The following is a 12527-nucleotide window of genomic DNA, read 5'->3' on the forward strand; positions in this document are numbered from 1 at the left end:
CAGCGATCCGTCCTTGACGCGGCCCGGTGAACAGTCGAGATTGCGGCTCGGCGATCGGCCGGCGCGCCGGTCCCTCTGTTCAGGCGCTCAGTAGGCCCATGGCGACGGGCCCTGCTTGAGGATCCGGACCCCGCGTTCCCCAACCGTTGGCCGGATGGTGACCCGGTACTCCAGATGATTGCCCGGGTCTGTCTCGGAGAACTTCGAGGGCCGTTGCCCGGTCGGGAGATACCCGACACGCACCCGGTATCGCCCGGCCGGGACAGGGATCGGTTCCACCTCCTCGGGAAGCTGCGTGGCGCCCGTGACCGCCAGCTTTCCCGACGGGAACTCGACGTCGGATTCCACGACATGGTCATAGGCGTCGAGCGGCTCGAAGACAGGAAGGCCGCTCCAGATGTCCAGCCTCACCGGCACGTAGTCATAGCGGGCTGTGCCGATCACGACGCAGTGCCGCTCCACGGCAATCCGCCACGCCTCATCGGCCTTGTCCCAGGTGTCCCCGTCAAACACGCGCTCGGTCGCTTCTGCGTCGGAGAGCACGACGGCCAGGTGGTCGGCGTAGGGCTCGAACCGGTAGATCCGCACACGCTCGTCTGGGACGGCGGGCACGCTATCAAGACACGTCCGGTCAGCCGGATACGAGCTTTCAGACTGACGCTCCCACCGGACTACCGGTACGGGGCGTACTGGATGCCGCGGGACCAACGCCGCCAGAAGGGCAGCGGCAGGCAACCGGCCGGTGCTTCGCCTCCGATCTCGGTCTCTACGGCTCCATCGGCGAGCGTGACCGAGATGGCCGAGCGACCCGGAGCGAACACCTCCCGAACCCTGTCGGCGATCACTGAGCGAGCGATGTCTTCCAGCAGAGCGACGTCCTCGGGGCCGGCTTCCAGTTCCCATCGGCCGCCGTGGTCACCGACCTGCAGGATGAGTTCATCGGAGAAGTCCGTCCAACCGAAGGCACGGGCATCGGGGTTACGTGGTGTGACGCTGATCGAAATACCGCCCTCGACGCCGTCAATCTCCACAGTCGCCACCCCCACCAACTCCCTTGCCAGTTGCCTCGCGATATTCAGGGTTGGTGTACGAGGCGGCTGGTCGGTGTCAGGCTCGTCGCGGCCGTGCTCATCGGTCACGCCGTCAGTCTGCCAAGCCATCAGGGGTGAGGCGGACCCAGCAGTCCTGATCCCGGACCGTGGCCGGCCCGGCCGAGGTCGGGGTCTCGGATGAGTGCATGGACCGCCTGCCCGTTCGAGCGAGCAAGAGCCGTAAGGAGAGAATGTGATCAGTGACCTGCCCGCGGCCACGGGACAAGCGTCTGCGGTGCGTCAACGCAGGCCGTTCGCACTGCTTCTGGTCGCGCAGTACCTGTCCTCCTTCGGCAACGCGATCACGGTGGTCACCGTGCCGCTGTATGTCCTGGAGAAGACCGGCAGCCCGGTGGCGGCCGGCCTGGCCGGCTTCGCGGGCACGTTGCCGCTGATCTTCGCTGGGGCGGTCGGTGGCGTCTGGACCGACCGGCTCGGCGGCCGGCGGATGAGCGTGATCTGCGATGCCGCCTCGGGCTTGTTCGTGTTCCTGGTGCCGCTGCTCAACGACACTGTCGGGCTGCCGATAACGGTGCTGATGCTGCTGCTGTTCGGGCGCGGCCTGGTCTCGACTCCGGCGTCCTCGGCCCGGCTGAGCCTGCTCAAGCCCCTGTCCGAGGCGGCCGGCGTGCCGACGACCACCGCGGCCACCTGGTTCCAGGGCGCACCCCGCCTCGGGCTCGTGGTCGGCGCGCCGCTCGGCGCGGTGCTGGTCGGGGTCTCCGGCGCGGCGGTCGGCATGTACATCGACGCCGCCACGTTCCTCATCGCCGCCCTGCTGGTCGGCTTCGGGGTACCCGCCCGGCGCCGGGAGCCGACCGGCGTACGCCCGAACTTCCTCTCGGAGATGGTGGCCGGTGCGGCCGTCCTGAAGACGGTGCCGGTGGTCATGGCCATGACGGCGTTCGTGTTCGTGACGAACCTCCTGGACGACGCGTTCACGCCGGTGATCCTGCCGGTGTACGCGCGCGACGTGCTCTCCGAGGGGAATCTGCTCGGCTGGATGCTGGCCGCGTCAGGTGTCGGCGCGGTCATTGGCACCTTCATCTATCCGCCGCTGGTGAAGTACTTCGTGGTCAAGCGCCGCCTGACCCTGTTGGGCTGCTTCACCGCCATCGGGCTGCTGCGGCTCGTGTTGGCGATCGTCCCGCACAGTGCGGTCGCGGTGGGGGTGTGCCTCCTGCTCGGCCTGGCGGCCGGACCGCTCAACCCGGTGCTCTCGGCCGTCATGATGGAACGGGTACCCGAGGACCTGCAGGGACGGGTGTTCGGGCTCACCGGCGCGGTCGCGATGAGTGCGGCCCCGCTCGGCATCCTTGGCGCCGGCCTCGTCCTCGACGTCCTCGCCGTCCGGACTGTCATCGTCATCTTCGGCCTCGCCTACCTCGCCCTCATCGTGGCGTCTCTGCCGAGCAAGTCGCTGCGGCAGATGGATCCCGATCCGGAACCGGCAGCCCCGGCCGACCAGGGGGCCGTGCGCGCCTGACGACCGCCTGGCCCTGGCCGCGGCCGACGACTGAGGCACCTGGTCGCAAAGGGACACGCTTGTTGTCGGGCTGGCAGACGTCGGGTCTGTGTCGTTCAGCGCGGACGATGCGACCGCCTCCATCATCGGCGGGAGAACACCTTCATCCGGCTCTGGCGACCCGCCCTCAACACGCTGTGGCCGGTGAACGAGATTGTCGGCGTGCGCACCAACGGACTCCGACAACCGCACCAGGTCTGTCTCACATTCGGCTCCGTCTGGACTCGCCGGGTCGACTGGCCACCGCTGGTGCGGTAGCCGGTGCGCGCCGATCCCATCAGGCCGGACGCCCTCTGCGCTGCCCGAAGGATCCGAAGGCCTCGATCGACGTCATGACCGAGCCGTTCGGGACTGTTCCGAACAGTCAGCGGGACCCTGCGACTTCTTTTTCATCGCATGCTGGTTCAAGCGGGGAGTCCCGTATTCCCTGCGGGGGCCGTACCAGAGCACCTGCTCTTCGCCCCCCCGGCCGGCCGGCTCGCACCACCAGTCCGAGTGCCCACCGATCGAAAGGAATCCTCATGCCACCCGTGGTGACCACCCTCGAAAGGCCGCTGGACGAGGCGCTCGACCTGAGCGACGCGTTCGACCTGGATGTCCGGGAGATCAAGGTGGTCCCGGCGCAGCAGGAACCGACTGCTACCGGCTTCACCTGCACGCTGTTCACCTGCCCGGCGCTGACCTGCGGAAGCTCCTGCACGAGCTGCTGACGGCTTCGTGTCGTAGTAGGTCCGGTCGGCTGACCGACCGCGAGTGACGAAAGCGGGTGCCGCTGGCCGGTGGCACCCGCTTTCCGCACCACGGCCCGTGGAGAATAAGGAGAACGAGATACCCATGTCCCGCGAACCCCTGTTCTGCTCCGCCAAGGTCGCCCTGCTGCGCGCACCGGTCCATCCGGTTGGCCGGGCCTGCGGCCTGGCGGCTGCCGACGAGCCGGCGGACGCCGCGGTCCGGACGCTGGCCGAGCTTGCGAGCGATCCGCTCGTCCCGGAAGCCATCTCGATCTCCAGCCCATCACTGGCGCACCGCCTGGACGCCCTGCTCGACCGGGGATCCGACCGGCCCGCATCGACTCCCGCCGACCTGCGCCGGGCGGTCCGCGCGCTCACCAGTTACCGACTGCGTATGGCCAGCAGGTCAACCCCGTTCGGGTTGATGGCAGGCGTCGCACCGGTCTCGGTGGTGGACGACCCGGCGGACGCCAAGGTCCGCCTCGGTACGCAACACCGGCGCTCGGCCCGACCGGACCAGGAGTGGCTGGGTGAGGTCATCCGTGACTGCGAGCGGCGACCCGAGGTGCTCGCCCGTCTCCGGGTCGTCTTCAACAACCTGTCTTTCGCGCGGGGTGACCGGCTCGTCCTGCCCTACGTGCCCAGCTCCGCCGAGGGGCAACGGACGCGTACCGCCGTGCAGGAGGTGAGCCTGCGGCATACCGCCGCCGTGCGGCTCGTCGCCGAGTTGGCGGGCGTGCCGATCCTGTTCCGCGACCTGGCGGCCCGGGTGGCCGAGGCGTTCCGCGCGGTACCGGCCGACATGGTCGATGCCATGCTCACGCTGCTCGTGCGCAAGGAACTGCTCCTCACCGAGCTGCGTCCCGGGATGGACGCCGCGGACCCGCTCGGCCACGTCATCCGGGTGCTGACGGCGGTGTGCCCGACCGTGGCCGGGCAACTCGACGCACTCCGCGGCGACCTCGCCCGCTACTCCAGCCAGCCGTTGGGACACGGACGCACCGCGTTGACGGCCGTGCGGGAACGGATGCGCGGAATGTCGCCGGAGGAGCCGACCGTGCAGGTGGATCTGGCCTTGGACGCCGACGTCGCCCTGCCCCGCAAGGTGGCGGTCGAGGCCGAACGGCTCGCGGAGCTGTTGTGGCGACTCGCCCCGCAGGAGCCGGGGACGGCGGCCCTGCGCCAGTATCACAACGACTTTCTGGAACGGTACGGCCAGGGCCGGCTCGTCGGGTTGACGGAACTGCTCGACCCGGACGTCGGTATGGGCGCCCCGGCCGGTTACCGCATGCCGCCCACCTCCCGGTTCCGTCGCCCGGAACCGGCTCCGGAGCGTGACCGGGACCGGATACTGGCCGAGCTGGTCCAGGAGTCCATGTTGACCGGAGAGCCGGAGGTGGTCCTCACCGACCAGCACCCGCTGCTGGCCACGTGCGCCTCCGACGAGGGCCGCCCGCCGGCCTCGCTGGAGCTGCACACCCACCTGCTCGCGGAGTCGGTGCCGGCCCTGCAACAGGGGGACTTCCGGCTGATCGTGGTCGGTGCGCTTGGTCAGGCGGCGGCAAGCTGCGGGCGGTTTGCGTACCTGTTCGACGGCGAGGCGCGCGACGCGTTCGGGGCCGTCGCCCGGGCCGGCGTCACGGTCGACCCGCGGGCGTGTCCCGTACAGCTCACCTACCAGGTACGTACTCCCCGGGGCGGCAACGTGGCACACGTGCCGCGGTGGGCGCCGGCGACCCTGCCGGTGGCGGCGTTCGCCGAGATGGCTGACCCGACCGTGCGGCGGCTGGCCGACCTGGCCGTCGGCGCGGACCCGCACGGCATGTTCGTGATCGACACCTCCGATGGCCGGGAGATCGTGCCGACGACCTTCCACCTGTTGAACGCGCACAACGAGTCCCCGAACGCGGCGCGCTTCCTGCGTGAGATCAGCAGCATCGGCGTACGCCGCTGGCTGCCGTGGGACTGGGGAGGCCTCTCGGTCCTGCCGTACACGCCACGGGTGCGGTACGGGCGGGGGGTGCTCGCGCTGGCGCGCTGGCGGCCGGCCGACCGGCTACGCGACCAGAAAGCACCGTTCACCGACTGGCTGACGGAGCTGTCGAGTTGGCGGGCGCGCTGGCGGGTGCCGGACGAGGTCTGCCTCGCCTACGCCGACCACCGCATCGAGCTGGATCTGAACGAGCGGGCCCACCTGCGGCTGCTGCGGCACGAACTCGGCCGCCGGCGTGACCTCGTCGTGCTGACCGAGGCGCCGGCCGCCGCCGGCGCCGGGACAGGGTGGTTGGGCAACCCGGACGGCGCGTACCGGAACGAGCTGGTGTTTCCGCTGCTGGCGGCGCGTTCCGTGCACCGTCCGGCCCGGCCGCGCGGCGTGCGGCGCCGTCCCGCGACCGGACGGCACCTGCCCGGCGGGGAATGGTTGTACGCCTCGGTGTACTGCTCCGGCGAGCGGCAGGACGAACTGCTGCGTGGCGTGCCGGCGCTGGCGGCGGGACTGGACGTCGACCGCTGGTTCTTCCTGCGCTACGGCGATCCGGACCCGCACCTGCGGTTGCGCTTCCACGGCGCATCCGCCGTTCTCACCACGGGGGTGCTGCCCCGGCTCACGGAGTGGATGACGCGGCTGCGCGACGCCGGCATGGCGCGGCGTCTGGTCCTGGACACCTACGACCCGGAGCTGGAGCGGTACGGCGGACCGCAGGCGATCGAGGCGGCCGAGCGGGTGTTCCACGTCGACAGCGTCGCCGTCGCCGAGCAACTTCGGCTACTGGCCTGCGGCGCGCTCGACATCGACACCACGCTCCTGACCGCGGCGAACCACATCGACCTGGCGGTGCGTTTCTGCGGCGGTCTGGAGCCGGCCGTCGACTGGATCACCGAGGAGTTCGGCCGCAGCGCCGAGCACAGCTGGTTCCAGCGACACCGTCCGGCGGCGCTCAAGCTGATCAACCCGTACGCGGGCTGGGGAGGGCTGCGGGATACGCCGGGTGGCGCTGCGGTGCTGGCCGCGTGGGAGGCGCGGGCCGACGCGGTGACCCGGTACGGGCGCCTGATCCGGGAGCGGGACGACGGCTCGTGGCCGCCGGAGGGTGCGGTGCTGCGGTCGCTGCTGCACATGCACCACAACCGGCTTGCGGGCATGGACCGGGACATGGAGCTGCGGTCGTTCGCGGTGGCGCGTGGCGCGGTGGCGACCCACCGGGACCGGCGGAGGCTGGGGCGGTGAGCGCGCGGAAGGCGGCACTGTGGACCGCGACGGAGATCGCGCAGCGACTGGTCGACCCGGATCGGCTCGTGTCGGTGGTGACCGCCGACGCGAATCGGGACCGCCCACCGGGGATGGCCCCGCGGGCGCCCTGGTCGCCGCTGTCGCTCTCGGACGGGTACCCCGGACTGGCTCTGCTCTTCGCCGAACTCGCGTACGTCGACGACCACCACCGGCGGCACGCGCACGCGCATCTGGCCGCCGCGACGGGTCACCTCGCCACCGGCGCCGCCGACGCGTTGTACGCCGGACTGCCCGCGCTCGCGTTCGCCGCCCGGTGCGCCAGGCGCGGCCCCGGTGATTACGCCAACCTGCTCGACCGCCTCGACCAGCATCTGGCCGCCGGGCTGCGCGCCCGGCTCGCGGCCGAGAAGGAACGGCTGGATGCCGGGCGGCCGGGAATGCCCGGACCCGTCTACGACGTGATCGGTGGCATCTGCGGAGTCGCCAGGTACGTGCTCGGCTGGCTCCCGTCCGAGCGGGATCTGTTGTTGGACTCGCTGACCTACCTGGTGCGGCTCACCGAGCCGGTTACCGCCCACGGACACGTCGTACCGGGCTGGTGGGTGCTCGGGCCACCCGCGCTCGGCCAGCGGTCGCGGTACCCGCACGGGCACTTCAACCTGGGGCTGGCACATGGCGTTCCCGGGGTGATGGCACTACTCGCGCTCGCCGTCGAAGCCGGCGTCGAGGTGGACGGACAGGCCGAGGCGGTCGCCCGGATCGCCGGGTGGGTGCTCGACTGGCGAGTCGACGACTGCCACTGGCCGTCGGCTGTTCCGTTCGACGTCGAGGCCGCCGGCGGATCGGTGCCCGCACCCGCCAACCCGGCTTGGTGCTACGGCACCGCCGGAGTCACCCGTGCCCTCTTCCTCGCTGGCCGGGCGCTCGACCGCGCCGACTGGCGGCGTGCCGCCGTCGACGCCCTGTCGGCGGCTGTGCGGGCCACGACGGCGATGGCCGACTGCGGGCTGTGTCACGGCTGGGCGGGCCTGCTGCACACCGTGTGGCGTACCGCGCGTGACTCCGGCGACCGGGGGCTCGCCGCCCACCTGCCAGGACTCGCCGACCGGGTGTTGGGTTTCTTCGACCCCGCCGCGCCGTTCGGCTACCGCAGCGATGACGCGGGCGGGCAGCGCGGCCCCGACCGGGCGGGCTTTCTCGAAGGCGCCGCCGGGATCGCTCTGGCCCTACACGCCTGGGCGACCGATGACGACCCCGCCACGGACTGGGAGCGCGCCCTCCTGCTCCGCTGATCGAGGCCGCCGGTTGCCACTACGCGCCCGCTCGCGTCGAGGGTGCTGCCGCCGGCCGCCCTCGATCGCCGGTGCCGACCAACCTCGGGCCAGGTTAAAGATTCTTGACACCATGTCGAAGCTGCTTTACCTTTGGCTTGTCAAGTTTTCTTTACATGGGAGCGGGACATGTCCTCCGAGGAGAAGCGCACCTGGATCTCTGCCGTGGTCGGCGTCGTTGTTCCGGTCGTCTACCTGGCGATCGTCCTGTCCAAGGTGCCGGGTGCGGGCGTGGCGAGGATCGCCTATGTGGGGCCGATGCTCACCGCGATCGGCGTCGGGATCGGCGCGAGCATCGTCCTGACCATCGTGGCCGCCATCGCCTCGCCCAGGGACGCGGGCAAGACCGACGAGCGCGATCGGGAGGTCAACCGGCGCGGTGAGTACGTCGGGTTCTACGTCATGAGCATTGCCGCGCTCGTGCCACTGGTCCTGGCGATGGCGGAGGTCGAGCATTTCTGGATCGCACACGCGCTCTACCTGGCGTTCGTCCTGGCTGCGCTGGCGTCGGCGGCGGTGAAGATCGTCGCGTACCGGCGGGGCTGGTAGCCATGGGCAAGCCGACCAGGGTCACCAACTCGATCCGGGCGCTGCGCTTCGCTCACGGCGAAATGACCCAGGCGGAGCTGGCCGACCACATCGGGGTGACCCGCCAGACCGTCATCGCCATCGAACAGGGCCGCTACTCGCCGTCACTGGAAGTGGCCTTCCAGATCGCGCGGGTGTTCCAGGTGCCACTCGACGACGTCTTCGGATACCCCGACACCGACCAGTAGCCCCCACCACCCGACACGGCGCGCGAGGCGACCGCCTCGCGGCCCGGTTCCACGCACCCGAAATCAAGGAGAGACCGCGCACAACCCTGAGGCCTCGTCCGGACCGAGAAGGAGCCACGATGCACGCGCTAACCCGTACCGCCCGCATGACCGGGCTGTTCTACCTCGGCATGGCCATCACCGCCGCACTCGGCTTCCTCATCCTCCGCCCACGGCTCTACGCGGCTGACGACCCTGGTGCGACGCTGGCCAACCTGGTCACGCACGGCTCGCTCGCCCGCGCGAGCGTGGCCCTGGAACTGGCCATGGTCGTCATGCAGGCCCTCACCGCCGTCTGTTTCTATCGCCTGTTCCGCACCGTGAACTCCCTTGCCGCGAGCGGGATCGCCGCCTTCGGCCTGGTCAACGCGGTCGTGGGCCTCGTGAGTGCGGCAATGTTGGGCACGGCGCTGCAGGTCTCAGTCGACCCGGTCGGTGACCCGGCGGCCACCGTCCAGGTCCTGTACCTGGTCAGCCTCAACATGTGGGGCGTGGGAGCACTGTTCTTCGGCCTGTGGCTCATCCCTATGGGCTGGTGCGTGCTGCGCTCGGGCTGGATGCCCCGCGTCCTGGGATGGATCCTCGTCGTCGGGGGCGTCGGGTACGTGCTCAGCCCGTTCGTCCTGTACCTCGCCCGCGACGCACAGGTCCTCTTCGACGCGATGGCGTATCCCGCGTCCGTAGGCGAGTTCTGGATGATCGGCTACCTGCTCATCCGCGGCGTGCGCCGCAAGGCACTGGACGAAGCGCCGACAACCGTTCACACGCCGACGCCGGTGGCGAGCTGAAGCGGTGCTGTGATTGACGCAGCAGTAGCAAAACCGTCTCACTTCACCAGGCGAAGTGCGTCACGCAGGTGACGTCCTTCGCCTGGTGTCGTCAGCCCATCGCCCGGCTGTTCTGAGCTGCTCGTCGGCGTCCCGTGGGAGACCGCGATCGGCGCCGGCAACGTGCGGTTGCTCTCCCTGACCGCACTGCGCGACACCGGCCGATGGTGAGGTGCCGCCGGTCCGCGCGGCCGCCGAGACGGCAGCGGCGCGGACCGACGGCCTCGTTCGTCGGTCGGTGGCGGTCAGCCCGGCAGGGCCACCTGTGCCGGCGTCGACCGGTGGGTGGTGGTGCCGTCGCCGAGCTGCCCGAACGAGTTGTCGCCCCAGCACCACAGGCTGCCGTCGGTGCGCAGCGTGCAGGCGTGGTAGGACGTGGCGAGGCTGTCCGTCCAGGTGGTGGCGCTACCGACCCGGGTCGGGGCCGACCGGTGGGTGGTGGTGCCGTCGCCGAGCTGCCCGGAGCCGTTGTTACCCCAGCACCACAGGCTACCGTCGGTGCGCGTCGCGCACGACGAGTCGATGCTCGTCTCGACCCTTGCCCAGGTGGTGCCGGTGCCGACCTGGAGTGGGGTGGTCTGGAAGCCGAGGCCCCCGCCCACCTGGCCGTACCCGTTCTCGCCCCAGCACCACAGCGTTCCGTCGGCGCGGACCGCGCAGGTGTGCACGTACCCGGCCGTCACGCCGGTCCACGTGGTCGCGGTGCCCACCTGCGTCGGTGTGGCCCGGTAGTCCCGGATGCCGAGACCGAGCTGACCGTCCGAACTGCTGCCCCAGCACCACAGGGTCCCGTCGGTGCGGGTGGCGCAGGTGTGCGCGTACCCGGTCGTGACGCTCGCCCAGGTGGTCGCCGTGCCGACCTGCACCGGGGCGGTCGCCTGATAGGGGGTCGTGCCGGTGCCGAGCTGCCCGTGGCGGTTCTGGCCCCAGCACCACAGCGTTCCGTCCGTGCGTACCGCGCAGGTGGTGCTGATGCTGGCGTCGACACGCGCCCAGGTGGTGGCGTCGCCGATCCGGACCGGAGCGGTCCGGTCCGTGCTGGTCCCGTCGCCGAGTTGGCCGTAGAAGTTGTTGCCCCAGCACCAGAGTGCGCCATCGGTGCGGATCACACAGGTGTGCAGATTGCCCGCAGCGACCCGGGACACCGGCCCGGCGGCGAGCGAGGCGTTCGGCGTGCCCTGGTCGGCAGAGCTGACGCCCGCCGTGGCCGCACCGGCCGTGAACCCGAGGGCCAGCACGGTGATCCCGACAGAGGCCGCTGCCGCGACGGCGGTTCGGGCTGCCCGCCGCCATCGCGTCCACAGCCGCCGCTCCCGATGTTCGTTCATGGTCTGTTCTCCCTGGATATCGTCGGTTACGTGAGGTGGAGGCGGCGTTGCCCCGACAGGTCGCCAGCGACCCATCACTTCACATCGATGAAACACTACATTGATTTACGTCAGTGCCACTCGCCCGGGCCGCTGCCGCTGGCGCTCCCTGGGCACCCGGCGCCCGGGTGGGCTCTGCTACAACGTCCTGCGTGGGTGTGGAGCCGGACGTCACGGGGGCCCGGGGTGGCCCGCCGGCAGTCGGGCGGCGCGTCCTGGGGCAGCTCGGCGCGGTCTGGTTGCTCGGGTCGGCGCTGCTGACCACTGCCATCCCCGCGCTGACCCCGCTGCTCTTCGTGGGTTGGGGTGCGGTGCTGGTCGGGCTGCTGGTCGTTGGCGCACTCGCCGTCGGGCTGCTGTGGCTGATCGCCCGGTCCACGGCGTCCGTTACGGTCCTCGGCGCCCGTCCCGGCCTCTGGGCGCTGCTGGTCCTCGTCGGTGGGTTGGCCCTGGCCCGGCTCGGCTGGCGCTGGACCGACGAGGTGGCGCTCGGCGTCAGCTCCGACGCGACGCTCACCCTGCTCCTGGGCGGCGTGCCGTACGTTCTCGTCGCCGGACTGCTGCTGCGCGGGTGGCGGCCACGGCTCGCCGCTGGGCTCGCGCTGATCGGTCTCCTGGGCCTCGGCCTCGTCGCGCTCGCCCGTTCCGGCCCCGACGAGGTCACCGAGCGGCTGCGGTACGCGGCCCTGGACCGTCGAACCGCGTACGTGGTCGAGGTCCCGGGATACCGTCCCGTCGACCTTGCCTACGGCGGTGAACTGGGCGCCGGGGAGTTCGCGCCCGCCGGCCCGGCCGGGGTGCCGCCGGCGCGTTACGTCAACGTGATCGCAGGCCCGGTCGTCGGCGACGCGCGGGGGGAGTGTGGCCAGCCGCACCTCGACGCCGCCCCGACGGTGGAGAGCTGCGCCACCGAACCGGGCGGGGCGGTCTATCTTCGTGGGGTCGTCGAGCATGGATACCAGGTGACCCGCGGCGACCGCGGTGTCGTCGTCCTTGGCTCGCTGGCCGTCGACCGCGACCTGCTGCGCCGCGCCACCCGCACGCTACGCCCGGCGACCGCCGTCGACCTGCCCGCCGAGGAACGACCGGCCGACCTGTTCGTGGTCGACCTGCCGGGTTACCGGGCCCAGCCACTCGGCATCCCTCGGGGCGTGGGCTACGCCCCCGCCGACCACACCGGCGGCGCCGCCAGCGTGCGCGTGGCGCTGCATGTCACATTCGCCGAGCAGGACCCGTGCTTCCAGGCCGCCTGCACATCAGAGGGCGGCGGGCTCACCTATGTTCGGCGTGAGGACAGCCACGCGTACGTGCTCCGCCGGGGTGAGGTGAACGTCGGTGTCACCGGCGGCGTCTCCGTCGGGCGGTCGCTGCTGCGGGATGCGGTGCTGGCGGCCCGTCCGGCGAGCGAGGACGAACTGCTTCGAGCCCTGCCCCCGCCGCCCGACCGGGACCTGCTGGACCGGCTCCGGGCCTGGTTGCAGGAAGCGATTGGTAATCCGCTGGCCTTGGACGAGCCCTCGGCTTCGAGGGCGTGCTGGTCCGAAGAGAGCGAAAATAACTCAGTGTGATCCACTGTTGACGAGCTGTATCGTGCCGAGAATGGTGGCG

Annotated in this window: 11 protein-coding genes; 8 read left to right on the forward strand and 3 right to left on the reverse strand. The window is 70.9% G+C overall.

All coding sequences use genetic code 11. The features are described from left to right. Positions 1-87: 87 nt before the first annotated feature. Positions 88-588: a hypothetical protein gene (locus ABZ809_RS09110; RefSeq protein ID WP_357561926.1), complete on the reverse strand. Its 501-nt coding sequence runs from the start codon at positions 586-588 to the stop codon at positions 88-90. 83 nt (positions 589-671) lie between these two features. Further along, on the reverse strand, positions 672-1139 hold the full coding sequence (locus ABZ809_RS09115; protein WP_357561927.1) for a hypothetical protein: 468 nt from the start codon (positions 1137-1139) through the stop codon (positions 672-674). A gap of 187 nt (positions 1140-1326) precedes the next feature. On the opposite strand from ABZ809_RS09115, the gene ABZ809_RS09120 reads away from it, so the two are divergent. The 7 genes from ABZ809_RS09120 (at position 1327) to ABZ809_RS09150 (ending at position 9513) form a co-directional block, all read left to right on the forward strand. Continuing rightward, complete coding sequence (locus tag ABZ809_RS09120; RefSeq protein WP_357561928.1) at positions 1327-2577, forward strand: MFS transporter; 1251 nt, start codon at positions 1327-1329, stop codon at positions 2575-2577. Positions 2578-3137: 560 nt separating this feature from the next. Beyond that, positions 3138-3326 carry a hypothetical protein gene (locus ABZ809_RS09125; RefSeq protein WP_357561929.1) on the forward strand — a complete coding sequence of 63 codons (189 nt, stop codon included), beginning with the start codon at positions 3138-3140 and terminating at the stop codon, positions 3324-3326. A 124-nt stretch (positions 3327-3450) separates the two neighbouring features. Further along, positions 3451-6576, forward strand: a complete 3126-nt coding sequence (locus ABZ809_RS09130) for a lantibiotic dehydratase (protein WP_357561930.1) — start codon at positions 3451-3453, stop codon at positions 6574-6576. Beyond that, positions 6573-7871, forward strand: coding sequence for a lanthionine synthetase C family protein (locus tag ABZ809_RS09135; RefSeq protein ID WP_357561931.1), 1299 nt, complete (start codon positions 6573-6575; stop codon positions 7869-7871). The genes ABZ809_RS09130 and ABZ809_RS09135 overlap by 4 nt, the downstream gene beginning before the upstream one ends. Before the next feature lie 168 nt (positions 7872-8039). After that, complete coding sequence (locus ABZ809_RS09140; RefSeq protein WP_357561932.1) at positions 8040-8459, forward strand: hypothetical protein; 420 nt, start codon at positions 8040-8042, stop codon at positions 8457-8459. Positions 8460-8461: 2 nt separating this feature from the next. Next, positions 8462-8686 carry a helix-turn-helix transcriptional regulator gene (locus ABZ809_RS09145; RefSeq protein WP_357561933.1) on the forward strand — a complete coding sequence of 75 codons (225 nt, stop codon included), beginning with the start codon at positions 8462-8464 and terminating at the stop codon, positions 8684-8686. A 119-nt stretch (positions 8687-8805) separates the two neighbouring features. Further along, entirely contained in the window at positions 8806-9513 is a 708-nt protein-coding gene (locus tag ABZ809_RS09150) for a DUF4386 domain-containing protein (protein WP_357561934.1), read from the forward strand. Between the two features lie 284 nt (positions 9514-9797). On the opposite strand, the gene ABZ809_RS09155 is transcribed toward ABZ809_RS09150, so the two are convergent. Further along, entirely contained in the window at positions 9798-10880 is a 1083-nt protein-coding gene (locus ABZ809_RS09155; protein WP_357561935.1) for a hypothetical protein, read from the reverse strand. 191 nt (positions 10881-11071) lie between these two features. On the opposite strand from ABZ809_RS09155, the gene ABZ809_RS09160 reads away from it, so the two are divergent. Then, positions 11072-12487 carry a hypothetical protein gene (locus tag ABZ809_RS09160; RefSeq protein WP_357561936.1) on the forward strand — a complete coding sequence of 472 codons (1416 nt, stop codon included), beginning with the start codon at positions 11072-11074 and terminating at the stop codon, positions 12485-12487. Positions 12488-12527: the final 40 nt, after the last annotated feature.

The organism is Micromonospora sp. NPDC047074 (assembly GCF_040643815.1).
Lineage (GTDB): Bacteria > Actinomycetota > Actinomycetes > Mycobacteriales > Micromonosporaceae > Micromonospora.

Coding starts and splice junctions, on each gene's coding strand:
- ABZ809_RS09125 (WP_357561929.1), top strand. CDS start 3,138: ATGCCACCCGTGGTGACCACCCTCGAAAGGCCGCTGGACGAGGCGCTC.
- ABZ809_RS09130 (WP_357561930.1), top strand. CDS start 3,451: ATGTCCCGCGAACCCCTGTTCTGCTCCGCCAAGGTCGCCCTGCTGCGC.
- ABZ809_RS09140 (WP_357561932.1), top strand. CDS start 8,040: ATGTCCTCCGAGGAGAAGCGCACCTGGATCTCTGCCGTGGTCGGCGTC.
- ABZ809_RS09145 (WP_357561933.1), top strand. CDS start 8,462: ATGGGCAAGCCGACCAGGGTCACCAACTCGATCCGGGCGCTGCGCTTC.
- ABZ809_RS09150 (WP_357561934.1), top strand. CDS start 8,806: ATGCACGCGCTAACCCGTACCGCCCGCATGACCGGGCTGTTCTACCTC.
- ABZ809_RS09155 (WP_357561935.1), bottom strand. CDS start 10,880: ATGAACGAACATCGGGAGCGGCGGCTGTGGACGCGATGGCGGCGGGCA.